At 73.3% G+C, this 23,507-nt stretch carries 22 protein-coding genes; 13 read left to right on the forward strand and 9 right to left on the reverse strand.

The features are described from left to right. The first annotated feature begins 47 nt into the window (after nucleotides 1-47). Entirely contained in the window at nucleotides 48-1,058 is a 1,011-nt protein-coding gene (gene fgd, locus AC3X7Z_RS08365; protein WP_489975628.1) for a glucose-6-phosphate dehydrogenase (coenzyme-F420), read from the forward strand. Nucleotides 1,059-1,346: 288 nt separating this feature from the next. Here the strand turns inward: fgd and AC3X7Z_RS08370 are convergent, their stop codons facing one another. The 5 genes from AC3X7Z_RS08370 to AC3X7Z_RS08390 all read right to left on the reverse strand — a co-directional run bounded on the left by AC3X7Z_RS08370 (nucleotide 1,347) and on the right by AC3X7Z_RS08390 (nucleotide 7,399). After that, nucleotides 1,347-2,327, reverse strand: coding sequence for a CU044_5270 family protein (locus tag AC3X7Z_RS08370; protein ID WP_489975629.1), 981 nt, complete (start codon nucleotides 2,325-2,327; stop codon nucleotides 1,347-1,349). After that, nucleotides 2,324-2,974: an RNA polymerase sigma factor gene (locus AC3X7Z_RS08375; protein WP_489975630.1), complete on the reverse strand. Its 651-nt coding sequence runs from the start codon at nucleotides 2,972-2,974 to the stop codon at nucleotides 2,324-2,326. Before AC3X7Z_RS08375 ends, AC3X7Z_RS08370 begins: the two co-directional genes overlap by 4 nt. 99 nt (nucleotides 2,975-3,073) lie before the next feature. Next, a complete protein-coding gene (locus AC3X7Z_RS08380) occupies nucleotides 3,074-4,489 on the reverse strand; it encodes an NAD(P)/FAD-dependent oxidoreductase (protein ID WP_489975631.1) in 1,416 nt (471 codons plus the stop codon). An 8-nt stretch (nucleotides 4,490-4,497) separates the two neighbouring features. After that, the gene (locus AC3X7Z_RS08385; protein WP_489975632.1) at nucleotides 4,498-5,853 is read right to left on the reverse strand and encodes an aspartate aminotransferase family protein; all 1,356 of its coding nucleotides are present in this window, start codon (nucleotides 5,851-5,853) and stop codon (nucleotides 4,498-4,500) included. Beyond that, on the reverse strand, nucleotides 5,846-7,399 hold the full coding sequence (locus AC3X7Z_RS08390; RefSeq protein WP_489975633.1) for a CoA-acylating methylmalonate-semialdehyde dehydrogenase: 1,554 nt from the start codon (nucleotides 7,397-7,399) through the stop codon (nucleotides 5,846-5,848). The genes AC3X7Z_RS08385 and AC3X7Z_RS08390 overlap by 8 nt, the downstream gene beginning before the upstream one ends. Before the next feature lie 105 nt (nucleotides 7,400-7,504). Between AC3X7Z_RS08390 and AC3X7Z_RS08395 the strand changes: the two genes are divergently transcribed. The 5 genes from AC3X7Z_RS08395 (at nucleotide 7,505) to AC3X7Z_RS08415 (ending at nucleotide 12,295) form a co-directional block, all read left to right on the forward strand. Then, the gene (locus AC3X7Z_RS08395) at nucleotides 7,505-9,121 is read left to right on the forward strand and encodes a PucR family transcriptional regulator (protein WP_241005301.1); all 1,617 of its coding nucleotides are present in this window, start codon (nucleotides 7,505-7,507) and stop codon (nucleotides 9,119-9,121) included. 49 nt (nucleotides 9,122-9,170) lie between these two features. Continuing rightward, nucleotides 9,171-9,506 carry a cupin domain-containing protein gene (locus tag AC3X7Z_RS08400; RefSeq protein ID WP_186340058.1) on the forward strand — a complete coding sequence of 112 codons (336 nt, stop codon included), beginning with the start codon at nucleotides 9,171-9,173 and terminating at the stop codon, nucleotides 9,504-9,506. A gap of 19 nt (nucleotides 9,507-9,525) precedes the next feature. Continuing rightward, entirely contained in the window at nucleotides 9,526-10,980 is a 1,455-nt protein-coding gene (locus AC3X7Z_RS08405) for a gamma-aminobutyraldehyde dehydrogenase (RefSeq protein WP_489975634.1), read from the forward strand. Nucleotides 10,981-11,035: 55 nt separating this feature from the next. Next, on the forward strand, nucleotides 11,036-11,434 hold the full coding sequence (locus AC3X7Z_RS08410; protein WP_186340060.1) for a hypothetical protein: 399 nt from the start codon (nucleotides 11,036-11,038) through the stop codon (nucleotides 11,432-11,434). A gap of 69 nt (nucleotides 11,435-11,503) precedes the next feature. After that, nucleotides 11,504-12,295: a SurA N-terminal domain-containing protein gene (locus AC3X7Z_RS08415; RefSeq protein WP_186340061.1), complete on the forward strand. Its 792-nt coding sequence runs from the start codon at nucleotides 11,504-11,506 to the stop codon at nucleotides 12,293-12,295. Nucleotides 12,296-12,324: 29 nt separating this feature from the next. On the opposite strand, the gene AC3X7Z_RS08420 is transcribed toward AC3X7Z_RS08415, so the two are convergent. The 3 genes from AC3X7Z_RS08420 to AC3X7Z_RS08430 form a co-directional block, all read right to left on the reverse strand. Next, a complete protein-coding gene (locus AC3X7Z_RS08420) occupies nucleotides 12,325-13,167 on the reverse strand; it encodes an alpha/beta fold hydrolase (protein WP_489975635.1) in 843 nt (280 codons plus the stop codon). Next, on the reverse strand, nucleotides 13,164-13,733 hold the full coding sequence (locus AC3X7Z_RS08425; RefSeq protein ID WP_186340063.1) for a DJ-1/PfpI family protein: 570 nt from the start codon (nucleotides 13,731-13,733) through the stop codon (nucleotides 13,164-13,166). The genes AC3X7Z_RS08420 and AC3X7Z_RS08425 overlap by 4 nt, the downstream gene beginning before the upstream one ends. A 90-nt stretch (nucleotides 13,734-13,823) precedes the next feature. Next, on the reverse strand, nucleotides 13,824-14,600 hold the full coding sequence (locus AC3X7Z_RS08430) for a GntR family transcriptional regulator (RefSeq protein ID WP_186340064.1): 777 nt from the start codon (nucleotides 14,598-14,600) through the stop codon (nucleotides 13,824-13,826). A gap of 185 nt (nucleotides 14,601-14,785) precedes the next feature. Here AC3X7Z_RS08430 and AC3X7Z_RS08435 point away from each other — a divergent pair, with 185 nt between their 5' ends. From AC3X7Z_RS08435 to AC3X7Z_RS08465, 7 genes are all read left to right on the forward strand, one after another. Then, on the forward strand, nucleotides 14,786-16,054 hold the full coding sequence (locus AC3X7Z_RS08435; protein WP_489975636.1) for an iron-containing alcohol dehydrogenase: 1,269 nt from the start codon (nucleotides 14,786-14,788) through the stop codon (nucleotides 16,052-16,054). After that, complete coding sequence (locus tag AC3X7Z_RS08440; RefSeq protein ID WP_489975637.1) at nucleotides 16,051-17,526, forward strand: NAD-dependent succinate-semialdehyde dehydrogenase; 1,476 nt, start codon at nucleotides 16,051-16,053, stop codon at nucleotides 17,524-17,526. Before AC3X7Z_RS08435 ends, AC3X7Z_RS08440 begins: the two co-directional genes overlap by 4 nt. A 150-nt stretch (nucleotides 17,527-17,676) precedes the next feature. Further along, a complete protein-coding gene (locus tag AC3X7Z_RS08445; protein ID WP_489975638.1) occupies nucleotides 17,677-19,110 on the forward strand; it encodes an ABC transporter substrate-binding protein in 1,434 nt (477 codons plus the stop codon). A gap of 9 nt (nucleotides 19,111-19,119) precedes the next feature. Further along, nucleotides 19,120-20,058 carry a carbohydrate ABC transporter permease gene (locus AC3X7Z_RS08450; RefSeq protein ID WP_186340068.1) on the forward strand — a complete coding sequence of 313 codons (939 nt, stop codon included), beginning with the start codon at nucleotides 19,120-19,122 and terminating at the stop codon, nucleotides 20,056-20,058. Beyond that, nucleotides 20,058-20,966, forward strand: coding sequence for a carbohydrate ABC transporter permease (locus AC3X7Z_RS08455; protein ID WP_186340069.1), 909 nt, complete (start codon nucleotides 20,058-20,060; stop codon nucleotides 20,964-20,966). Before AC3X7Z_RS08450 ends, AC3X7Z_RS08455 begins: the two co-directional genes overlap by 1 nt. Next, complete coding sequence (locus AC3X7Z_RS08460) at nucleotides 20,966-22,033, forward strand: ABC transporter ATP-binding protein (RefSeq protein WP_489975639.1); 1,068 nt, start codon at nucleotides 20,966-20,968, stop codon at nucleotides 22,031-22,033. Before AC3X7Z_RS08455 ends, AC3X7Z_RS08460 begins: the two co-directional genes overlap by 1 nt. 8 nt (nucleotides 22,034-22,041) lie before the next feature. Next, nucleotides 22,042-23,109: an ABC transporter ATP-binding protein gene (locus tag AC3X7Z_RS08465; protein ID WP_489975640.1), complete on the forward strand. Its 1,068-nt coding sequence runs from the start codon at nucleotides 22,042-22,044 to the stop codon at nucleotides 23,107-23,109. Nucleotides 23,110-23,118: 9 nt separating this feature from the next. Here AC3X7Z_RS08465 and AC3X7Z_RS08470 read toward each other — a convergent pair whose 3' ends face one another. After that, nucleotides 23,119-23,472 (reverse strand): response regulator, encoded by a 354-nt coding sequence (locus tag AC3X7Z_RS08470; RefSeq protein ID WP_489975641.1) that lies wholly within the window; start codon nucleotides 23,470-23,472, stop codon nucleotides 23,119-23,121. Nucleotides 23,473-23,507: the final 35 nt, after the last annotated feature.

A 23,507-nucleotide genomic window follows, 5' to 3' on the forward strand; every position in this document is an offset into this window, starting at 1 on the left:
TCCCGCGAGTCACTCCGGGATCGGGGTCACCGTGCCACCATGGCGCGGTGACCCCCCTCTCCGTCGGCTACAAGGCATCCGCTGAGCAGTTCGGCCCGCGCGAGCTCGTCGAGCTCGGCGTGCGGGCCGAGGAGGTCGGCCTCGACAGCGTCTGGGTCAGCGACCACTTCCAGCCGTGGCGCCACGACGGCGGCCACGCGCCGAACGCACTCGTCGCTCTCGCGGCCATGGGCGAGCGTACGGAGCGCGTGGTGCTGGGCACGAGCGTGCTGACCCCGACGTTCCGCTACAACCCCGCCGTGCTCGCCCAGCAGCTCGCCACCCTCGCGCTGCTGAGCCCGGGGCGCGTGGTGCTCGGGGTGGGCACGGGCGAGGCGCTCAACGAGATCTCCGTCGGGCTGCAGGACTGGCCCGACTTCCGCGAGCGCTGGGCCCGGCTGCGCGAGGCCGTACGACTCATGCGCGCGCTGTGGGCCGGTGAGCGGGTCACCTTCGAGGGCGATCACTACCGCACCGTCGACGCCACCGTCTACGACCGCCCCGAGGGCGGCGTCCCGATCTACATCGCGGCCGGCGGGCCGCAGATGGCCAAGTACGCCGGCCGCGTCGGCGACGGCTTCATCTGCACCAGCGGCAAGGGCATGGACCTCTACACCGACAAGCTGCTCCCGGCCGTCGACGAGGGCCTCGCCGCGTCCGGGCGCTCGCCGGGCGACCTCGCCCGGCTCATCGAGATCAAGCTGTCCTACGCGGCCACCCGCGAGGAGGCGCTCGACAACACCCGCTTCTGGGCTCCGCTGTCGCTGAGCGCGGAGGACAAGCACCGCCTCCACGACCCGGTCGAGATGGCCGCCGCCGCCGACCGGCTGCCCCTCGACCAGGTCGCCTCGCGCTGGATCGTCGCCACGACCCCCGACGAGGTCGTCGACGCCGTCCGCCCCTACGTCGAGGCCGGCTTCGACCACCTCGTCTTCCACGGCCCGGGCCACGACCAGCAGCGCTTCCTCGCCGACCTCGGCGAGCAGGTCCTTCCCGCCGTACGCGGCCTCCGGGGCTGAGCTCGACCCGGGTGGCGGTCTCCCTCGGCGGCCCGTCGGTGCGTACGCGCGGGCTGGGTTGAGCGGGTACGTCCCCGCTCAACGGCCCGGATCCGGGTGTCCTAGCGGGGACGGGACGTGTCCAGTGGGCGCGCCGGACCCGTGCAGCGTCGTCCAGTCGGACCGTGGCGCCGGGGCGTACGCCGGGACTGGGGTGGAGCGGGTACGTCCCCGCTCAACGGCCCGGATCCGGGTGTCCTAGCGGGGACGGGACGTGTCCAGCGGCCGCCAGGGCGCGGAGGTCGGGGGTCAGGTCTTCGAGCCGGGTGCCTGGCCGGCACTGTCCACCACGGCGGTCTCCAGCACGGCGGTGGCGCCGAAGAGGGTGTCGGGCGATCCGTCGGGGTGGGTGAAGAACCATCGCGTGCCGCGCAGCTCGTAGGTGCTCGCGTCGAAGATCCACGTGGTACGGGTGCGGAAGCGCGCGTCGGTGCGGGTGATGCCGACCCCGCGGCGCCCCAGCGCGTCGGTGGCGCCGCGCTCGACCTCGACCCCGTCGATCCGGGCGACGGCGCGGTAGAGCGCCGCCGCCGTGTCGGGTGGCACCAGCTGCTCCGACACCAGCGAGCCGATGAGCTCGAACGTCGCCTGCTGCTGCTCCTGGCCGTCGACGGGCACCGCCGCGCGGTCGAGGACGTCGAGGAGCGCGTCCGGGTCGGTGGGCAGCTGTGCGAGCCAGGCGTACGTCGGGCGGCGCGCGCCGGCGGGCGACGGTCCGCCCGACTCGAGCGGCCAGTCCTGTCCGAGCTCACGGATCAGGTCGTCCTGCCAGCCGAAGGGGCCCGGGTCCTGGCCCAGCCAGGTCTCCCGCTCGCGGACCGGCCCCAGCACGACGTCCTCGCCGAGCCTGCCCTCGTTGGCGATCACGGCGCTGCGCGTGTAGACGAACTGGTCCTCGCGCACCGTCGCCGCCGGCGAGGCGAGCGCCCGGTCGGCGGCACCGTCGAGCACCCGGGTCGCGGCCAGCGACGTCATGACCGCGCGCGTCGCCTCGGGCCGGGGTGCAGGCGAGTCGCCGGTCAGGGCGAGCACGCCCACCGTCGCCACCGCCGTCGCGCAGGCGAGCACGGTGGCCGGCGCGGCGATGCCACGTACGACCCTGCGCCGGGCCTCGTGCCGGTCGATCGCCAGGTCCACGCGCGAGCGGAGGCGGGCGCGGTGGAGGGGGGACAGGGTGATGTCGTGGGGCGCGGGGTGGCTGCGCCGGAGCTCGTCGAGGTCGCGGGTCACGGTCGTCCTCCTCGGACGGGTCGGACGGGTGGGACGGGCCCCGTGGGGTGCACGGGGCCGCAGGCGGCGGGCGAGGTCGGCGGTCGAGCAGATGGAGGGTCGGGATCGGCGACGAGCTCGCGCATCCGGGCGCGGGCGCGCGACAACCGGGACCGCACGGTGCCGACCGGCACGCCGAGGGACTCCGCGGCCTCGGCGTAGGTCAGTCCCGACCACACGCACAACGCGACGACCTCTGCCTCCGCTCGGCGCAGGGACCCGATCACCCGGGCGGCCCGGGCCAGCACGTCCGCCTCGTCGAGGCGCTCCACCACCTCGTCGGCGAGGTCGGGCACCGACTCGTCGCGTGGACGACGGGCGAGGAACGTCGTCAACCGGCGACGGCTGCGGCGTGCGTTCAACGCCTGGTTGGTCGCGATGCCCCACAGCCACGGCCGCAGGGGGCGGTCGTCGTCGGTGATCGACTCGCGGGTGCGCCACGCGGCGAGGAACGTCTCCGAGGTGACGTCCTCCGCCGTCGCCCAGTGGCCCGTCAGGCGGTGCGCCAGCGTGAAGACGCCGTCCACGTGCTCGGCGTAGACGGCGTCGAACGCGGCCCGGTCTCCCTGGCGCAGCCTCCGGCGGAGGTCACGATGTCCTGTGCTCACAACCCACTACTGTCCGCTCAGGTCGGGGGGTTCCCGATCCGCGAGGTCGATTGTCACCCGGAGCGCGTGCCCCACGTCGCCGGACGCGGTGTGGTCGGCTCAGGAGTCGAAGCCGAGCCCGACCCGGTCGAGGGCACGGAGGAACGCGTTGCGCCGGCCGTTGCGGTGGTCGGCGCGGTCGAGCGACCAGCGGGTGAGGTTGATGCCGACGGACGCGAGGGGCTCCGGAGGGAAGGGGAGGGGGCGCTCGCGCACCATCCGCAGCTCGGTGCGCTCGGTCGGCCGGCCGGTGAGCAGGTCGAGGAGCACCTCGGCGGCCCATCGGGTCGCGGCGACGCCGAGGCCGGTGAAGCCGGCAGCGTGGGCCACCCGGCCACCGTGGGTCGTGCCGTAGAACGCCGCGAACCGCGTGGAGGTGTCGATCGCGCCGGCCCACCGGTGCGTGAAGCGGATGCCCTCGAGCTGGGGGAAGGTGGCGAGGAGGTGCGAGGCCAGCCGCGCGTGGCTGTCCGGCCGGTCCTCGTGGCGTACGTGCATCCGACCGCCGGCCGGGTAGATCGCGTCGTAGCCGCCCCACAGAATGCGGTCGTCGGCGGTCAGGCGGGCGTAGTGGAACTGGTTGGCCAGGTCGCCGAGGCCCTCGCGCCCGGCCCAGCCGATCGACGCGCGCTGGTCGGCGGTGAGCGGCTCGGTGACGAGCACGTAGTCGTAGACCGGCACGGTCATCAGCCGGTTGCGGCGCAGCAGGCCCGGGAAGACGCCGGTGGCCAGGACCACCTGGTCGGACGTGACGGTGGCGCGGGCGGTGGACACCTCGACGACACCGCCCTCGCGGCGTACGCCGGTCACGGCCGAGTGCTCGTGCACCTCGACGCCGAGGTCGGTGGCGGCCCGGGCCAGGCCGGCGGCGAGCCGGGCGGGATGGACGAGCGCGGTGGCGGGCTCGCGCTCGCCGGCCAGGAAGAGCGGGCTGTCGATCGCCGCCCGCACCTGCGCGCGGTCGAGGACGTGCGCGGACTCGCGCACCCACTCCACCTGGTGCTCCTCGACCGCCACCGACAGCGCGCCCGTGCGCTCCCACTCGCAGGCCAGGTCGAGGTCGCGGACGTCGGCCTCGAACGCGTCGAGGTTGGCCTCGCCCAGCCGCTCCAGGACGTCGTACTCCTCGGGCCAGCGCGAGCGCCCGTTGTCCTCGCCGTGGGTCAGCGAGGCCTCGCAGAAGCCGCCGTTGCGCCCCGAGGCCGCCCACCCGACCGTCTGCGACTCGAGCAGCACCACCCGGCGGCCGGGATCGCGGCGCTTGGCGTGCACCGCCGCCCACAGGCCGAGGTAGCCCCCGCCGACGACGGTCAGGTCGGCGCGGGTGGAGGTGGTCAGCGGGTCGTGGGCCGGTCTCGCGCCGACGTCGTCGAGCCAGAACGCACCGAGGCGGCTGCCCGCGAGCGACCGGTCGACGAGCCGCGGGTCGGGGGCGTGCCGCTCGTAGGCGGTGGCGTGCCGGTGGGGGCGGGGCACGTCGTCGGTCAGCCGGCGGCCGCGGTCAGCGCCGCGTCGAGGATCGCCAGGCCCTCGCGGGCCTCCTCGTCGCTGGTCGTCAGCGGCGGCACGACGTGGATGCGGTTGTAGTTGCTGAACGGCAGCATCCCGCGCTCCTGGCAGCCCGTCACGATGGCGGCCATCTCGGGGCTGGAGCCGCCGTAGGGTGCCAGCGGGGCGCGCGTGCCGCGGTCGCCGACCAGCTCGACGGCCCAGAAGGCGCCGGTGCCGCGCACCTCGCCGATCCACTCGTGCCGGTCCGCCAGCTCGCGCAGGCCGGGCCCGAGCACCTCGGCGCCGAGCCGCTCGGCGCGACCGACGATGTCGTCGTCCTCCATCGCGCGGATCGTCGCGACGGCGGCGGCACACGCCAGCGGGTGCCCGGAGTAGGTGAGCCCGCCGGGGTAGGCGCGGTGGGCGAACGTCGCGTGGATGGCGCCGCTGATCGCGACCCCGCCGAGCGGGACGTAGCCGGAGTTGACGCCCTTGGCGAAGGTCAGCAGGTCCGGGACGGTGTCGCCGTGCTCGACGGCGAACCACCGCCCGCTGCGCCCGAAGCCCGACATGACCTCGTCGGCGACGAGCACGATGCCGTGCCGGTCGCAGATCTCGCGCACCCCGGCCAGGTAGCCCGGCGGCGGGACCATGATCCCCGCGGTGCCGGGGATGGCCTCCAGCACGATCGCCGCGACCGTCGCCGGCCCCTCCAGCGCGACCACCTGCTCGAGGTGCTCGAGCGCGCGCTGGCACTCCTCGGCCTCGCTGGTGGCGTGGAACGGGCTGCGGTAGAGGAACGGACCGAAGAAGTGCACGGTGCCGGTCGACCCCTGGTCGCTGGCCCACCGGCGCGGGTCGCCGGTCATGTTGACCGCGAGGTGCGTGCCGCCGTGGTAGCTGCGGTAGGTGGTGAGCACCTTGTGCCGGCCGGTGTGGAGCCGCGCCATGCGTACGGCGTGCTCGTTGGCGTCGGCGCCGCCGTTGGTGAAGAAGACGTGGTCGAGGTCGCCGGGGGTGTGGCTCGCGATCAGCCGGGCGGCCTCCGAGCGGGCGCCGTTGGCGACCGCCGGGGCGATCGTGCACAGGTGCGCGGCCTGCTCGCGGATGGCCGCGACGATGCGCGGGTGCTGGTGGCCGAGGTTGGTGAAGACCAGCTGGGAGGAGAAGTCGAGGTAGCGCCGGCCCTCGCCGTCCCACACGTGGCTGCCCTCGGCGCGGGTGACGACCATCGGGCTGATCTCGGCCTGCGCCGACCAGGAGTGGAAGACGTGGGCGCGGTCGAGCTCGTAGGTCCGGGCGGCGTCGTGGGTGCCGGCCAGGTCCGAGGCCGTCGTCGGGTCAGTCATTGCGCGGGAATCCCAGCTCGAGGCCGCCCTCGGGGCGGTTGGCGGGGTCGATCCACCGGGTGGTGACGACCTTGCCGCGGGTGAAGAAGTGCACGCCCTCGGTGCCGTGGGCATGGGTGTCGCCGAACAGCGAGCGCTTCCAGCCGCCGAAGGAGTAGTAGGCGACCGGCACCGGGACCGGCACGTTGACGCCGATCATCCCGACGGTCACGTCGGCCTCGAAGCGGCGGGCGGCCCCGCCGTCGTTGGTGAAGACGGCCGTGCCGTTGCCGTACTCGTTGGCATTGACCAGCGCGACCGCCTCGTCGTAGCTGGCGACCCGCACGACCGAGAGCACCGGCCCGAAGATCTCCTCGCGGTAGATCTCCATGTCGGGGGTGACCTCGTCGAACAGCGTGGGCCCGAGCCAGAAGCCCTCGGCCACGTCGTCGGAGCCGCCGCGGGCCGCGACGTCGCGCCCGTCGACGACGACCTTGGCGCCGGCCGCCTCGCCGGAGTCGATGTACGAGGCGACCTTGTCGCGGTGGGCCCGGGTCACGAGCGGACCCATGTCGGCCTCCTTGCCCTCGCCCGCGGCCGTGGCGTCGGCACCGCCGTCGCCGATGAGCAGCGTGCGGGTGCGGTCGGCGACCCGGGCGACGAGCTCGTCGCCGATCGGGTCGACCGCGACGAGGACGCTGATCGCCATGCAGCGCTCGCCGGCGCTGCCGTAGCCGGCGTTGACGGCCGAGTCGGCGGCCAGGTCGAGGTCGGCGTCGGGCAGGACCACCATGTGGTTCTTCGCGCCGCCGAGGGCCTGGACGCGCTTGCCGTGGCGGCTCGCGGTCTCGTAGACGTACTCCGCGATCGGGGTCGAGCCGACGAAGCTGATCGCCTGCACGTCGGGGCTGGTGAGCAGCGTGTCGACCGCGGTCTTGTCGCCGTGCAGGACGTTGAACACGCCGTCGGGGAGCCCGGCCTCCTGCCAGAGCGCGGCGATCCAGCTGGCCGCGCTCGGGTCCTTCTCGCTGGGCTTGAGCACGACCGTGTTGCCCGCCGCGATCGCGATCGGGAAGAACCACATCGGCACCATCGCCGGGAAGTTGAACGGGCTGATGATGCCCACCACGCCCAGAGGCACCCGCTTGGAGTGCACGTCGACGCCGGTCGAGGCGCTCTCGCTGTGCCCGCCCTTGAGCAGGTGGGAGATGCCGCACGCGAACTCGACGACCTCGAGGCCACGGGCGATCTCGCCCATCGCGTCGGAGTGCACCTTGCCGTGCTCGCTGCTGACGATCGCGGCGAGCTCGTCCTTGCGGCTGTTGAGCAGCTCGCGGAAGGCGAACAGGACCTGGGTGCGTCGGGCGAGCGAGGTGGCCGCCCACGGCGCGGCGGCGCGCGACGCGGCGCCGATCACGGCGGCGGCGTCCTCCTCGCTGGCCAGCGCGACGCGGCCGGTCACCCGGCCCGTGGCGGGGTTGGTCACGTCGGCCCAGCCGAGGGGGGAGCCGGTCAGCGGCGCGCCGTCGGCCCAGTGCACGACGTCCTGCGGGTTCGGGGTGCTCATGGCGCTCATCCTGCTCGTCGTACGTCGCACGCGCGGGTGTCGGATCGTCGGCAAAGCGGCCGGTCGCCGGACACATCGTCACCCCGTCGGCCGTAGGCTGCCGCCGTGGTCGACGTGACGCCGGGGGTGACGCTGCGCGAGGCGCTGGAGCTGCCGGCGCTGCGCCGCGCCGCGCCCGAGGTGGTCGCCGGTGCCGCCGGGGCCGGCCGGCCGATCCGGTGGGTGCACGCCACCGAGCGACTCGACGTCGGCGAGCTCCTGCGAGCCGGCGACCTGCTGCTCACGATGGGCACCGGCCTCCCCGACGACGACGACACCGCCGGGCTCGAGGCCTTCGTCGACGCCCTCGTCGACGTCGGGAGCGCGGGGGTGGTGGTCGAGCTCGGCCGACGATGGGCCTCGGCGCTGCCCGACCCGCTCGTCGCCGCCTGCGAGGAGCACGGGCTCCCGCTCGTGGTGCTGGCGCGCGAGACCCGCTTCGCCACGCTCGCGCAGGAGATCGGCGAGCGGGTGGTCGACCGGCAGTTGGCCGAGCTGCGCGAGGCCCAGCGCGTGCACGAGACGTTCACCGACCTGGGCTACGACCTCGCGAGCCCGGCCGAGATCCTCCGCGCGGTGCAGCGCCTGGCCGACGCGCCCGTGGTCGTGGAGAACGCCCAGCACCGCCCGCTCGACTACTTCGCCGGCCCGGACGACGGCGGCGGGTTCCTCGACGGATGGCCGGCCCGGTCCCAGCGCGTCGAGGTCGCCGGCCGCACCGGCTGGGACGCCGCCAACGGGTGGCTCGTCACCCGCCTCGGCACGACCGACCGGGCGTGGGGACGGCTGGTGATCGGCTCACCCGAGACGCCGTCGCAGCGGCTCGTGGCCGTGGCCGAGCGGGCCGCGTCGGCCCTCGCCCTGCACCGCCTGCACGACCGCGACCGCGGCACGCTCATGCGCCGCACGCACCTCGAGCTGCTCACCGGGCTGAGCGAGGACCCCGACTCCGACGACGTACGACGACGCTGCGAGCTGGCCGGCTTCCCGGTGCGCCGGCGCACCCTGACCGGCGTGGTGGTCCGCCCGCGCGTCGGCGCCTCGCCCTCCGCCGAGCCCGACGAGGTGGCCGCGACCGTCGTCCGCGCCGCCCACGCGCTGCGCCTGCCGGCCCTGGTCTGCGAGGTCGAGCGCGACCTGCGGGTGCTGGTCTCGAGCGCTCCCGCGTCCTCGGCCGACGACCTGGTCGACCGGCTCGCCGCGCGCGTGCGGGCCCACCACGACGTGCTGGTGGCCGCCGGCCGCCCCGTCGCCGACCCGGCCGGGGTGGCCCGCACGGTGGCCGAGGCGGGGCAGGTCGCCGACGCCGCTCCCGCCGTGAGGCGCGAGCACGATCCCGGGGTGCACCGCCTCGCCGACCTGCACCTGCGCGGGCTGCTGGCGCTGCTCGGCGAGGACGAGCGGGTCCGCCTCTTCGTCGAGCGCGAGCTCGGGCCGCTGCAGGAGCACGACCGGGCCGACGGGGCGCGCACCGAGCTGGTGGCGGCGCTGCGCGCGCTCGTGCTGCACCCGGCCAGCAAGACCGAGGCCGCGGCGAGCCTGCACCTGTCGCGCGCGGCCTTCTACGACCGGCTGGCACGGATCGAGTCGATCCTCGGCGCCGACCTCGACGACCCTGACGTCCGGGTCTCGCTGCACGTCGCGCTCGTGGCAGACGAACTGTTGGGCGGAGGGGCGAAGTGACGACAGATCGTCGGCCGCCGCGCCCCGCCCCGCTGGGGACGATGCAGCCATGAGCCCCGCCGCGACCCGCGTCCTCGACACCGCCGCGCCCGTGCCGACCGCGCCCCTCGACCCGGGCACGGTCCTGGCCGGCGCTCCGGCGGCGGGCTCGCGCGCGCTGGCCGCGGTGTCCGGCGTGGAGGTCGGGGTGTGGGAGATGACCCCGGGCACCGCCACCGACGTCGAGGTCGACGAGGTGTTCGTCGTGCTCTCCGGCGCCGCGAGCGTGACCTTCGACGACGGCGAGCAGGTCGAGCTCGGGCCGGGCAGCGTCGTCCGCCTGCGGGCCGGCGAGCACACGACCTGGGTCGTCCACGAGACCATCCGCAAGATCTACGTCGCCTGACCGCCCGCCGAGGAGAGCAATGACCGACCAGCCGACCGACCAGCCGACCGACCCGACGATCCGCAACTTCATCGACGGCGAGCTCGTCGCGTCGGCGAGCACCGAGTTCATCGAGCTCGTCGACCCCGTCACCGGCGCACCCGACGGGCGCTCGCCCGTCTCGACGCACGAGGAGGTCGACCGGGCGTACGCCGCCGCGGAGCGGGCCTCGGCCTCCTGGAAGCGGCTCACCCCGGGCGCGCGCCAGGGCTACCTGCTCGACCTGGCGACCGCGATCGCGGAGCGCCGCGACGAGATCAGCGAGGTGCAGGCCCGCGACACCGGGCAGCCCGTGCGCCACATCGCGAGCGAGGAGGTCGACCAGGGCGTCGACCAGCTGCGCTTCTTCGCCGGCGCCGCGCGACTCCTGGAGGGCAAGTCGTCGGGGGAGTACCTCGAGGGCCACACCTCCGCGATCCGTCGCGAGCCGATCGGCGTCGTCGGCCAGGTGACGCCGTGGAACTACCCCTTCGCGATGGCGATCTGGAAGATCGCGCCCGCGCTGGCGGCGGGCAACACGGTCGTCCTCAAGCCCAGCGACACCACGCCGCGCTCCACCGTCCTGCTGGCCGAGATCGCCGGCGCGATCCTGCCGCCCGGCGTGCTCAACGTGGTCAACGGCGACGCCTCCACGGGTCGCTACCTCGTCGAGCACCCGACCCCCGGACTCGTCGCGATCACCGGCTCGGTGCGCGCGGGCACGGAGGTCGCGCTGTCGGCCGCGAGGTCGCTCAAGCGGGTCCACCTCGAGCTCGGCGGCAAGGCGCCGGTCGTGGTGGCGCCCGACGCCGACCTGGCCCGGGCCGCCGAGATGGTGGCCGCGGCCGCCTACTTCAACGCCGGCCAGGACTGCACCGCCGCCACCCGGGTGATCGTCCACAGCAGCGTGCACGACGAGCTCGTCGAGCTGCTGGTCACGGAGGCCGAGGCCACCCGGCCCGGCCCGCCGTCGGACGACGGGGCCGACTACGGTCCGCTCAACAACGCCGCCCACCTCGCGAAGGTCGAGTCGTTCCTCGCCGACCTGCCCGCCCACGCGAGCGTCCGCACCGGAGGCGCCCGGCACGGTGAGGCCGGCTTCTTCTTCGCGCCGACCGTCGTGACCGGCGTACGCCAGGACGACCGCATCGTGCAGGAGGAGGTCTTCGGCCCCGTCCTGACGGTGCAGTCCTACGACGACGAGGCCGAGGCGCTCGCGATGGCCAACGGCGTCCCCTACGGCCTCGCCGCGAGCGTGTGGACCCGCGACGTCGGCACCGCCGACCGACTCACCCGCGAGCTCGACTTCGGCTGCGTGTGGGTCAACACCCACATCCCGTTCGTCTCGGAGATGCCGCACGGCGGGTTCGGGGCGTCGGGCTACGGCAAGGACCTGTCGGGCTACGGCTTCGACGACTACACGCGCATCAAGCACGTGATGACCGCCCACTACTGACAGGCGGGCCAGTGCCGGTCCGTCCCGGTCTCGACGGGTCGGGCATGCTGGGGCCATGCGCTTCACCGAGCACGAGCTGACCGTGGCCGTCACCGCCGCCGCCAAGATCGTGGCCGGCGGCAAGGTCGGGCGCCGCGCCAAGGGCGAGGCGGCCTGGGAGTCGATGAGCAAGATCGAGCGCTACCACCTGCTCGAGGCGGTCGGCAGCCAGGTCCTGCCCGTCCTGCTCGCCCTGCCCGACGTCGAGGTGCCGGCGGGCACCCGGCCCACCTTCACCGACGCCCAGATCGCGGCCGCGGTCGAGCAGACCCTCGGCGAGAGCGGTGTGGGCCGGCTGCGGCAGAAGGTGGCGGTGGCGGCGCGACTGACGCTCGTACGCACGGCGCTCGCCCAGCTCCCGGTGCGCCAGGACCCCGACGCGCTCACCGTGCCCGACTCCCTCGAGGACCTCTGAGCCGTCCCGCCCCCAGGGCCTGAGGACCCTGAGGACGGCGTTCAGGTTGGGTGCGTACCGTCGTTACCGATGACTTCCTCCGTGTTCTCCCTGATGACCTCCCGCACCCGCACCGTGATCGGCGCCCTGTCGGTCGCCGCCGTGCTCACGCTCTCCGCCTGCGGCGGGTCGGACGCGTCCGACGACGCCAAGGACTCCTCGTCGAGCTCCTCGCCGTCCGCGAGCGCCTCCGACGGCGCCGCCGAGGGCCCCCAGCCCGACCTCGACGCGATCCCCGACGTGGTCGCCGAGGTCAACGGCGAGCAGGTGACCAAGGAGGAGTTCGTGCCGATCTACAAGGCGGCCTTCCAGCAGGCGGCGGCCCAGGCGCAGATGACCGGGGAGGAGCCCGACGAGAAGGCGCTGCGCAAGCAGACCGCCGACAACCTCGTCGACACCGAGCTGCTGCTGCAGGAGGCCGAGTCGCGTGGCCTCGAGGTCAGCGACGAGGCCGTCGACGAGGAGCTGGCCGACCTGGCGAAGCAGAACGGCATGGGGTCGGCGGACGAGCTCCTCGAGGCCGTCGAGGCCCAGGGCCTGAGCGCCGAGCAGGCCCGCGAGCAGGTCGAGACCCAGGCGATGGTCGAGCAGCTCGTCGCCGACGAGGACGGCCCGCTCGAGCCCACCGACAAGGAGCTGCGCAAGATCTACGCGCAGGCCAAGAAGCAGCAGGCCGCGTCGGGCGGCGGGCAGGAGATCCCGCCCTTCGACCAGGTGCGCGACCAGCTCGTCGAGCAGGCCGAGGCCCAGCAGGTCGGCAAGGTCGCCACGGAGCTGGTCACGGACCTCCGCAAGGACGCGGACATCACGATCAACCTCTGACGTCGGGCAACCTCTGACGCTGCGCCCGCTCAGCGGGCGAGGAAGCCGGCCAGCAGCTCCTGGAACTCCGCGGGCTGCTCGAGGGCGGGCGCGTGACCGCACCGGCCGAGGACGTGGAGGCGTACGTCATCGAGGTGCTCGAGCAGCGGCAGCGCGGCCGTCCGGAGCGGCGTGAGGCGATCGTGCGCCCCGTGGACGAGCAGCACCGGCGCCCGGACGGCCGCCAGCTCGTCGGCAGAGAGGGTCAGGTCGTCGACCCACCGCGATCGAGGCGGCGGGAAGAGCGTCGCGAACGCCTCCGCGCCCGCCTGCATCGCCGCGGTGCGGGCGGCCACGGCCTTCGGCGTGACGAGGCGCTGGTCGTGGACCAGCCGGCAGGTCATGTCGCGTGCGCCGTCGGGGGTCGGGGGTGCGGCCCAGACCGCGTCGAGGTCGGCGGACAGCGGCGCCCCCGGGGCGCCCATCGTGCCGACGGCCACCACATGGGTGACCTGTTGCGGACGGGCGGCGGCCAGGGCCAGCGCCACCGCGCCGCCCATCGAGTGGCCCACGACGGCGTAGGACGTCTCGCCGAGGGCGTCCATCAGGCCGGCGGCCTGGTCGGTCCAGGTGCGGCGACCGCCCGACGACCCCGCCGGCAGCGGGGTGCGGCCGAAGCCGGCCTGGTCGGGCGCGACCACGCGGTGCGAGCCGGCGAGCGCCGCCGCGGTCGCTGCCCAGGCGCCGGCGCCCGTCGTGCCGGGACCGGAGCCGTGCAGCATCAGCACGGCGTGCCCGGCCCCGGTCTCGTGCACGCGGACGGGGGAGCCGTCGACGTCGACGACCTCCCCCGGCGTGTGAGTCGCGGCCTCCGCGGGGAGGCCACGGCTCATGCCGACGCGCCGCCGATGGACTTGTCGAAGACCTCCATCATGGCCCGGCCGAACTGCGGCATGTCGGGCCAGCCGCGGCAGGAGACCAGGTTGCCGTCGACGCAGTCGGGGGCGTCGACGACCGTCGCCCCGGCGTTCTCCATGTCGCCGGCGATGGGTGGGAAGCACGCGGTGCTGCGGCCCTTGAGGAGGCCGTAGACCGCGGGCACCTGGGCGCCGTGGCACACCAGGGCGATGGGGAGGTTGCGGGCGAAGAAGTGCTCGGTGATCCGGCGGACGTCGGGGTCGACGCGGATCCACTCGGGGGCGCGGCCGCCGGGGATGATGAGGGCGTCGTAGCGCTCGAGGTCGACCTCGGCCCACGTCAGGTCGACGGGCAGCTTGCGGCCGGGCTTCTCGACGTAGGCGTCGCAGTTGGGGTCGAACTCGTGGATGACGAGCTGGACGTCGCGCGTGGTGAGGGAGGCGACGTCGACGTCCCACCCGCCCTCCTGCACGCGGTAGTAGGGGTACATGGTGTCGAGCTCTTCGGCGGCGTCGCCGGTCATGAGCAGTGCTCTGGGCACCTGGGTCTCCTTGGCTGAGGGCGGCAAAGACGAGCGGTCCGGACCCGAGCAAGCCCGGTCACAGGATCGGATCCGATCGGATCGGTCGGGTCAGGATCGCTGCGGGCGACCGTCCGCGTCAAGGGGTGGTGCGTCCAGATCCTGCTCGGACTCCTCGAAGAGACGGCGGAACCGGTCTCGCGAGAGCAGGATGTGGCGCCGCATCGCGTAGGCGGCGGCATCGGGATCACGGGAGGCGATCGCGTCGACGACCTCCTCGTGCTCGCCCATGGCGAGGAAGGTGACCTCCGCGTCGTAGAGCAGCCGGAACAGGTGGACGTGGGTGTGCAGGCGGGCGAGCGCCTCGCGCACGACCTGGTTGCCCGCGCTGTCGGCGACGAGGTCGTGGAGGGCGGCGTCGCGCAGGCCGAAGGCGCCGTAGGCGAGGTGGCGGCCGCCCTCGACGAGCTGGCCCATCTCCTCGAGCAGCCGGCGCATCTCCTCGACCTGGCCGGTCGTGGCGCGCTCCGCCGCGTGGCGGGCGGCGGACGGCTCGAGGAGGAGCCGGATCTCGACCATGTCCTCGAAGCGGTCGCGGGTGATCTGCGGGGGGATCCGGTAGCCGGCGTGCGGCACCCGGACGACCAGGCCGTCGGCCTCCATCCGGTTGAGCGCGTCGCGGATGGGGGTCTGCGAGACGCGCAGCTCGCGGGCCAGGGCGTCCATCGTGACGCGGGAGCCGGGCTCGATGCGCAACGACATCAGCTGGCCCAGGAGGGCGTCGTAGACCTCGTCGGCCAGCCGCCCACGAGGGCGCTCGAGGCGCCTGCGCCCACCGGTGGGAGCGACCCATGACACGGGGGGCTCGCCCGTCCTCGCCTCGTCCATGCTGTCCGGTCCCTTCTCGCCAGTGCTGGCCGGACCGTTGACAGCGGCCGGTGCGGTGACTCATGCTCTCGCACGAATCAGATCGTATAGGAAATGGGTCAGGGCGTCTGCGGTGGGGGAACGGGCCCTCGCGGCACCCGGTCCGTGCACTCGCCCTCGATTCCCTCCCCCACCACGGAGCCCTCATGAGCCTGCTCGGCGTCCTGCGCGGTCCGCGCCAGGTCCTGTTCGGAGCCGGGCAGCGTCACGCCCTCGCCACGGTGACCGCCGCCCTCGGGTCGCGCACACTGGTCTGTACCGATGCCCGGTTCGGTGCCACCGCGGAGTTCGCCCAGCTCGTGGGCCTCCTCGAGCAGGCAGGGGTGCACGTCACGACCTTCGCCGAGGTGGAGCCCGACGTGCCGGTGCGCCAGGTGACGCAGTGCGCGCAGCTCGCCGCCGCGGCACGGCCCGACGTCGTGGTCGGCATGGGCGGAGGCAGCTGTCTGGACCTCGCCAAGGCGGTCGCGGTGCTCCTCGCGCACGGCGGCTCGCCGGCCGACTACTACGGCGAGCTCCGGGTGCCCGGGCCGGTGGTGCCGGTCGTGGCGCTGCCGACCACCGCGGGCACCGGCTCGGAGGTGACCCCGGTGGCGGTGCTCACCGATCCCGACCGGGTCAGCAAGGTGGGCATCTCCAGCCCGCACCTGATCCCCCAGGTCGCCGTGTGCGACCCCGAGCTCACGCTCGGGTGCCCGCCCGGCCTCACCGCCAGCGCCGGCGCCGACGCGCTCTCGCACGTCGTGGAGGCCTTCACCGCCGTACGCCGCCCGCTGACGACCGGGCTCGCCACCGAGCGGGTCTTCGTGGGCAAGAACGAGCTGACCGACACCTACGCCCTGCTCGGCGTGCGGCTCATCGCCGGCAGCCTGCACCGGGCCTGGTCGACCCCCGACGACGTCGAGGCGCGCGAGGCGATGATGCTCGGCGCCACCGCGGGCGGGTTCGCCCTCGGCACCGCGGGCACGGCGGCCGCGCACGCCATCCAGTACCCGGTCGGCGCCCTGACGCACACGCCGCACGGCATCGGCGTCGGCGCCCTGCTGCCCTACGTCATGGAGTACAACCGCCCGGCCCGGGTGGCCGAGATGGCGGCGATCGCGGTGGCCATGGGCGCCTCGCCCGACGCCTCCGCCGAGGACCTGGCCGACGAGGCCATCGACCGGGTCGCCGCGCTGCTCGCCTCCGTCGGCATCCCGGCGACGCTCGCCGAGATCGGCCTGCCGGCCGACCAGCTCCGCTGGACCGCCGAGCAGGCGAGCGGAGCCGAGCGTCTCGTGGCCAACAACCCGCGTCCGCTCGACGTCGACGGCCTCGAGCGCATCGTCCGCGCCGCCCATTCCGGCGACCGCGCGGCCCTGCGCGATGCCGTGCTGCCGACCGACGACCTCACCACCCCGGCAGGTGCGCGATGACCGTCGTGGACGAGGTGCTGCGCCCGGTGGTCGACGCCATCGCCGTGCCGACCGACCTGTTCGTCGCCGGTGCGTGGCGACCGGCCGGCACGGGCAACCGGCTGGAGGTGCACGACCCCTCCACCGGCTCGGTGCTCGCCACGGTCGCCGACGCCGACACCGCCGACGCCGTGGCCGCGGTCGACGCCGCGGCCGCTGCCGCCGCCGACTGGGCCGCCACGTCGCCCCGCTCGCGCGCCGACCTGTTGATGCGCGCCTTCCACCTGATGCTCGAGCGCAGCGAGGAGCTGGCGCTGCTCATCGCCCTGGAGAACGGCAAGTCGCTCGCCGACGCGCGCGGCGAGGTCGCCTACGCGGCGGAGTTCTTCCGCTGGTACGCCGAGGAGGGCGTCCGCCTGCGCGGACAGGTGGGCCACGCCCCGAGCGGGGCCAACCGGCTCCTGGTGACCTACCAGCCCGTCGGTGTCAGCGTGCTCGTCACGCCGTGGAACTTCCCGGCCGCGATGGCCACCCGCAAGATCGCGCCGGCGCTCGCCGCGGGCTGCACGACCGTGCTCAAGCCCGCCGCCGAGACCCCCCTGACGGCGCTGGCCGTGGCGGCGCTGCTGCAGGAGGCCGGCCTTCCCGACGGCGTCCTCAACGTCGTCACCACGTCCCGGCCCGGCCCCGTCGTGGAGGCGATGCTGACCGACCGGCGCACCCGGATGGTCTCCTTCACCGGCTCGACCGCGGTCGGCCGGGTGCTGCTGCGCACGGCCGCCGACAACGTCCTCAAGTGCGCGATGGAGCTCGGCGGCAACGCGCCGTTCGTCGTGCTGGCCGACGCCGACGTCGAGGCGGCGCTCGAGGGCGCGATGGTCGCCAAGATGCGCAACGGCGGCCAGGCGTGCACGGCCGCCAACCGCTTCTTCGTCCACTCCTCGGTCCACGACGAGTTCGTCGAGGGCCTCATCGCCCGGATGTCCGCGATCCGGGTCGGCCCGGGCCCCGACCCGGCCACCCAGTGCGGCCCGCTGATCAACGACCACGCCGTGCGCAAGGTCGACCACCTGGTCCGCGACGCCGTCTACCGCGGCGCCCGCGCCATGATCGGCGGCCGCCCCACCGGCGGGCCGGGCTCGTTCTACCCGCCCACCGTGCTGGTCGACGTGCCCGCCGACGCCCGAGTGCTGCACGAGGAGGTCTTCGGCCCGGTCGCCCCGGTGGTCCGCTTCGAGCGCGAGGAGGACCTGCTCCCGGTCGTCAACGACACCGATCTCGGCCTGGTCAGCTACCTCTACACCCGCGACCTCGCGCGCGGCCTCCGCCTCGCGGAGCGCCTGGAGAGCGGCATGGTCGGGCTCAACCGCGGTCTCGTCTCCGACCCCGCCGCGCCCTTCGGTGGCACCAAGCAGAGCGGTCTCGGCCGCGAGGGCAGCACCGAGGGCCTCCTCGAGTTCATGGAGGCCCAGTACGTCGCCACGTCCTGGTGACCGCACGACCAGTCCCACCACGCACCCACCCACCACGCACCCACCACCACGCACCCACCACCACGCAGTTGCACCACCCGTCTCGGCGCAGTCCCGGCACCACCCGATCACCCACCCGATCACCCATCCCGAGCAGGAAGCAGGAAGCAGATGCGGCACCTACAGCGAGCGGGACGCAGGTCCCTCCCCGGACGGCAGGCACGCCTGGCCACGGCGGCCATCCTCGTGGCGACGGCCCTTGCGGCCTGCGGCGGCGGTGACGGCGACGACGGCGACGCCGAGTCCGACGCCGGCGGTCCGGCGGCCCCGGCCACCATCCCCGAGCTCACCGACGACCCGCTGACGCTGAGCTTCATCTGGTTCGAGTGGCCCCCCGCCCAGGCGCTGGAGGACTTCGCCAACGCGGAGTACACCAAGGAGCGGCCCAACGTGACCATCGAGGTCAACACGGTGCCCAACGCCAACTGGCACGACGCGATGTTCACCCAGTTCGCGGCGCGCCAGACCGACTTCGACATCCCGATCCTCGACTCGCAGCACATCGGCGAGGCGGTGACCAACGGCAACATCCTCGACCTCACCGACTTCGTCAACGAGAACATCGAGACCGACGCCTACGACCCCTACCTCCTCGCCGCCTACGGCCAGTACCCGCAGGCCGAGACCGGCCAGCGTGACGAGGACGCGAGCCTCTACGGCCTGCCGCTCCTGGGCGACACCTGGACGATGATCTACCGCAAGGACCTCATCGGCGAGGAGCCCCCGGAGACCTGGGACGAGATGATCGACGTCGCCCGCCAGTGTCAGGAGGACAACCCCGGCGTCAGCGGCCTGGCCTTCCACCAGGCCAACGGCTCCGACGCCGCGGCGGTCACCTACAACACGGTCAACGGCGTCTATGGCGGCAACCTCTGGAACGCCGAGGACAAGACGATCGAGGGCATCATCAACGACGACGCCGGCCAGAAGGCCATGGACGTCCTGGTCAACGAGATGAAGCCGCTGACCGCCAAGGGCTCGGGCAACTGGTTCATCGACGAGGTCAACGCCGCGGTCGCCCAGGGCAAGGCCTGCATCGCCTTCCAGTGGATCGCCGCCGCCGGAGGCCTGGTCGACCCCGAGCAGTCGACGCTCGGCAAGACCCAGGACGAGATCCTCGACAAGCTCGGCTTCGCCACGCTCCCCTCGCAGGAGACCGACCTGGTGCCGCTGGGCGGCATGGGCATGCACATCTCGGCCTACGCTCCCGAGGAGCGCCAGGCGGAGGCGCTCAACTTCATGAAGTGGTTCGAGCAGGCCGACATCCAGAAGAAGTGGGCCGCCGCCGGCGGCGTCCCCGCACGCACCGACGCCCTCGAGTCCTCGGAGTTCCTCGACGCCGGACCGTTCAACCAGGTCTACGCCGACTCGGTCACCCGGATGCGCGACATGTGGAACGTGCCCGAGTACGCCCGGCTCATCGACATCGAGAACACCAACGTCAACGCCGCGCTCAACGGGGCCAAGGACCCCGAGCAGGCACTCGACGACATCGCCGCGGAGCAGCAGGAAGTGCTGGACTCCGCGGGCGGCGGCGGGCTGTGAGCTGAGCCCATGACGACGACGAAGGACCACCCGGTGCAGGGGACGTCTCCGACGACCCCTGCACCGGGGGGTTCCCCCCGCCTGAGCGACCGCGGCCTGGCCGTGGCGTTCATCTCGCCGGCCCTGCTCCTGCTGCTCGCGATGTCGGTGTTCCCGCTGCTGTGGGCGCTCTACCTGTCCTTCACCGACTACTCGGCCACGCGCGACGTGCCCGCCGACTTCATCGGGTTCACGAACTACACCGACATCCTGACCTCCGACCAGGTCCACCAGCGGGCCCTGACAACGCTGCTCTACGTCGTCGGCGCGGTGGCGCTGCAGACCGTGCTGGGCTTCGCGATCGCGTACCTGATCTCGCGGAGGACTCGCGGGCGGGGGCTGCTGACCACGCTGTTCCTGGTGCCGATGATGCTGTCCCCGGTCGTGGTCGGGCTGTTCTGGAAGTTCATGCTCGACGCCCAGTTCGGCGTCATCAACAGCATGCTCGGCTCCCTCGGCCTCGACCAGGTCGAGTGGCTGACCCGGCAGCGCACCGCGCTCATCTCGCTGATCGTCGTCGACACCTGGCAGTGGACGCCGTTCATCATGCTCATCGCGCTCGCCGGCCTCACCGCGGTCCCGAAGTACCTCTACGAGGCCGCCTCGATCGACCGGGCGTCGGAGTGGTTCCGCTTCCGCCACATCACCCTGCCGATGGTCTGGCCGCTGCTCCTCATCGCCATCATGTTCCGCGCGATCGAGGCGTTCCGGCTGTTCGACCTCGTCTACATCCTCACCAGCGGCGGTCCAGGGGTCTCCACCGAGACGTTGTCGTTCCACGTCTACAAGGTCGCGTTCCTCGGCTTCAGCACCGGGACCGCGTCGGCCTACGGGATCCTCATGGTCCTCGTCGTCATCGTCCTCGCGCAGTTCTACCTGCGCTACCTCAACAAGCTGAAGGAGGGCTGATGGCCATCTCCATCGACGAGGCGGTGCCCGCTCCCACCACGGAGTCGTCGCCGCGCGCCCGGCGCAGCGGCGGCCGGGGCCGGATGGTGGTCGAGGTCCTGCTGCTGACCGCGCTGGCCGTGGCCATGCTCTTCCCGGTGATCTGGATGCTCGAGACGTCCATCAAGGAGAACCGCGACGTCTACGCGGTGCCCGCGAAGTTCTTCGGGTTCGACGTCACCCTCGACCACTACAAGGACGTGTTCGTCGCGCCCGACGGCGGTCGCTCCGACCTGTCCGGGTCGTTCCTCAACTCCGTCATCGTGGCCGGTGCGTCGACCGTGCTGGCCACGGTGCTCGGGGTCCCCGCCGCGTGGGCCTACTCGCGCTTCACCCTGAAGGCGAAGAAGGACCAGCTCTTCTTCATCCTCTCGACCCGCTTCATGCCGCCCGTGGTGGTCGTGATCCCGATCTTCCTGATGTATCGCGAGCTGGGGCTCATCGACAGCAAGCTCGGGCTGATCCTCATCTACGCCGCCTTCAACGTGCCGTTCACCATCTGGATGATGAAGGGCTTCGTCGACGAGGTGCCCTCGGAGTACGAGGACGCGGCCATGCTCGACGGCTACACGCGGCTGCAGGCGTTCCACAAGTTCACCCTGCCCCTGCTCATCCCCGGCATCGCCGCCACGGCGGTCTTCGCCCTGATCTTCTCCTGGAACGAGTTCGTGTTCGCCATCTTCCTCACCTCCAGCCAGGAGGTGCGCACCGCTCCTCCCGCCATCGCCGGGCTCATCGGCGGCACCACCGTCGACTGGGGCCTCGTGGCCGCGTCGGCCGTGGTGTTCGCCCTGCCGGTGCTCGTCTTCGCCTACCTGGTGCGCAAGCACCTCGTGGCCGGAGTGACCCTCGGGGCGGTGCGTCGCTGATGGCCGGCATCGAGGTGACGTCCCTGCACAAGCGGTACCCCGACGGCACCGTGGCGGTGGACCACGTCGACCTGTCCATCGGCGACGGCGAGCTCTTCGTGATGCTCGGGCCGTCGGGCTGCGGCAAGACCACCACGCTGCGGGCGATGGCCGGGCTCGAGCGGCAGACGTCGGGCGACATCCGCATCGGCGACACCCTCGTCAACGACCTGCCGCCCGCGCAGCGCGACATCGCGATGGTGTTCCAGTTCTACGCGCTCTACCCGCACCTGCGCACCCGCGACAACCTCGCGTTCCCCCTGCGGGCCGAGGGCAAGCCCGAGAAGGAGGTCAAGCAGCGCGTCGACGAGGTCGCCCGGATGATGCAGCTCGAGCGACTGCTCGACCGTCGCCCGCAGCGGCTCTCGGGCGGCGAGCAGCAGCGCGTCGCGCTGGCCCGCGCGCTCGTCCGGCGCCCCCAGGCGTTCTTGATGGACGAGCCGCTCACCAACCTCGACGCCGAGCTGCGCGCCGACGTGCGCACCGAGATCAAGCACCTGCAGGCCGAGCTCGGCACCACGATGGTCTACGTCACCCACGACCAGGTCGAGGCCATGTCGCTCGGGCACCGCATCGCGATCCTCAACAAGGGCCGCGTCGAGCAGGTCGGCACGCCGCTGGAGGTCTACGACCGGCCGGCGAGCCTGTTCTGCGCGGCGTTCATCGGCTCGCCGCCGATGAACCTCATCGCGGTCGAGGTGTCCGAGGGCGCCCTGCGCGGTCCCGGCGGGCTGGTCCTCACGCCGCCGGACGGGCTGCCGCGCGACCGCTCGCTGGTGGCGGGCGTACGCCCCGAGGCGCTCGAGGTGACGGCGCCCGGTGCCGAGCGGACGGTCCCGGCCCGCGTCGTCTCGGCCGAGGCGCTCGGCGACGAGATCATCTACGTCGTCGACCACGGCGGCGAGAGCGACGTGCGGGTGCGGATGCCACCCACCGCGCGGTTCGCGGCGGACGAGCAGGTCGGGCTGCGACACGCCGGCGGGACCCCGCCGGTCTACGACACGAGCACGGAAGAGCTGGTGGCCTGATGGGAACCGTGTCAGCACACGGGCTGCGCAAGGCGTTCGGTGACGTGCAGGCGCTCGACGGCGTCTCCCTCGACGTGCCGGACGGGTCGTTCTTCGTGGTGCTCGGGCCCTCGGGCGCCGGCAAGACCACGACGCTGCGGGCGATCGCCGGGCTGGAGAGGCTCGACGGGGGCACGGTGCACCTCGACGGGCGCGACGCGACCCACGACACCCCGGCGGCCCGCGACCTCGCGATGGTGTTCCAGAGCTACGCCCTCTACCCCCGGCTCACGGCCTACGACAACATCGCCTCCCCGCTGCGGGCGCGCAAGGTGTCCTCCAGCGACATCTCGGCAGCGGTCGAGCAGGTGGCGGGGTTGCTGCACATCGAGCGACTCCTGCAGCGCCGGCCGGCGCAGATGTCCGGCGGCGAGCAGCAGCGCGTCGCGCTGGCCCGGGCGCTGGTCCGGCGGCCGCGGGCGTTCCTGATGGACGAGCCGCTCACCAACCTCGACCTCAAGCTGCGCGTCGAGATGCGCACCGAGCTCACCCGCATCCACCGCGCGCTCGGCGGCACCTTCCTCTACGTCACCAACGACCAGGTCGAGGCGCTGTCGATGGCCGACCAGGTGGCGGTGCTCCGGGAGGGACGGGTGCAGCAGGTCGGCACGCCCACCTCGGTCTACGAGCGGCCCGCCAACCAGTGGGTGGCCGGCTTCGTCGGCAGCCCGCGCATCAGCCTGCTCGCCTGCCGCACCGAGGGCGACCGCCTCGTGGGCGAGCAGGGCTGGTCGCTGCCGCGCCCGCGGTGGACCACCGCGGAGGACGGGCGTCCGCTCCTCCTGGGCCTGCGCGCGGAGGACGTGTCGGTCGAGGAGCGCGGCGACGCCACGCTCGCCGGCGAGCTCTACGGGCTCGAGCCGCTCGGCGACCGCACGGTCGTCGACGTCAAGGTCGGCACCGAGATGGTCAAGGTCAAGGCCCGGCCGACGGTCACGGGCGTGCCGGGGGAGCGGGTCTCGGTGAGCGTCGACCTCGATCGCGCCCACATCTTCGACGCCGACACCGGCCTCGCGCTGTCGACGACGGGACGGTGAGCGCGGGGCTCAGGCGTCCCGCGGCACCGCGAGCAGGGTGTCGACGGCGCTCATGAACTCGCTCCGGTTGAACGGCTTGGGCAGGAAGTGGACGTGCTCGTCGCCCACGTCGAGGTCTCCCGACATGATCAGCACCTTGGTGGTCGGACTGGTGCGGCGCAGCTCCGCGGCGACCGCCAGTCCGGTCATCCGCGGCATGTGGTGGTCGACGACGACGAGGTCGAAGCGCTCCGCGGCCGCGCGGGTCAGGACCTCGGCGCCGTCGTCCACCACGATCACCTCGTGGCCGGCCCGCTCGAGCACGTGACCGATGAAGTCGCGGATGTCGGGCTCGTCGTCCGCGACGAGGCTGCGCAGGGACATGGCAGCGAGTGTGGACCCGACGACATGCCGCTGTC

It is taken from the genome of Nocardioides sp. Z24_21 (genome assembly GCF_058134345.1).

Excerpts from the sequence above, each read along its gene's own strand:
- AC3X7Z_RS08385 (WP_489975632.1), bottom strand. The coding sequence starts at position 5,853 with ATGACTGACCCGACGACGGCCTCGGACCTGGCCGGCACCCACGACGCC.
- AC3X7Z_RS08390 (WP_489975633.1), bottom strand. The coding sequence starts at position 7,399 with ATGAGCACCCCGAACCCGCAGGACGTCGTGCACTGGGCCGACGGCGCG.
- AC3X7Z_RS08400 (WP_186340058.1), top strand. The coding sequence starts at position 9,171 with ATGAGCCCCGCCGCGACCCGCGTCCTCGACACCGCCGCGCCCGTGCCG.
- AC3X7Z_RS08405 (WP_489975634.1), top strand. The coding sequence starts at position 9,526 with ATGACCGACCAGCCGACCGACCAGCCGACCGACCCGACGATCCGCAAC.
- AC3X7Z_RS08410 (WP_186340060.1), top strand. The coding sequence starts at position 11,036 with ATGCGCTTCACCGAGCACGAGCTGACCGTGGCCGTCACCGCCGCCGCC.
- AC3X7Z_RS08415 (WP_186340061.1), top strand. The coding sequence starts at position 11,504 with ATGACTTCCTCCGTGTTCTCCCTGATGACCTCCCGCACCCGCACCGTG.
- AC3X7Z_RS08420 (WP_489975635.1), bottom strand. The coding sequence starts at position 13,167 with ATGAGCCGTGGCCTCCCCGCGGAGGCCGCGACTCACACGCCGGGGGAG.
- AC3X7Z_RS08430 (WP_186340064.1), bottom strand. The coding sequence starts at position 14,600 with ATGGACGAGGCGAGGACGGGCGAGCCCCCCGTGTCATGGGTCGCTCCC.
- AC3X7Z_RS08435 (WP_489975636.1), top strand. The coding sequence starts at position 14,786 with ATGAGCCTGCTCGGCGTCCTGCGCGGTCCGCGCCAGGTCCTGTTCGGA.
- AC3X7Z_RS08440 (WP_489975637.1), top strand. The coding sequence starts at position 16,051 with ATGACCGTCGTGGACGAGGTGCTGCGCCCGGTGGTCGACGCCATCGCC.
- AC3X7Z_RS08445 (WP_489975638.1), top strand. The coding sequence starts at position 17,677 with ATGCGGCACCTACAGCGAGCGGGACGCAGGTCCCTCCCCGGACGGCAG.
- AC3X7Z_RS08450 (WP_186340068.1), top strand. The coding sequence starts at position 19,120 with ATGACGACGACGAAGGACCACCCGGTGCAGGGGACGTCTCCGACGACC.
- AC3X7Z_RS08455 (WP_186340069.1), top strand. The coding sequence starts at position 20,058 with ATGGCCATCTCCATCGACGAGGCGGTGCCCGCTCCCACCACGGAGTCG.
- AC3X7Z_RS08460 (WP_489975639.1), top strand. The coding sequence starts at position 20,966 with ATGGCCGGCATCGAGGTGACGTCCCTGCACAAGCGGTACCCCGACGGC.
- AC3X7Z_RS08470 (WP_489975641.1), bottom strand. The coding sequence starts at position 23,472 with ATGTCCCTGCGCAGCCTCGTCGCGGACGACGAGCCCGACATCCGCGAC.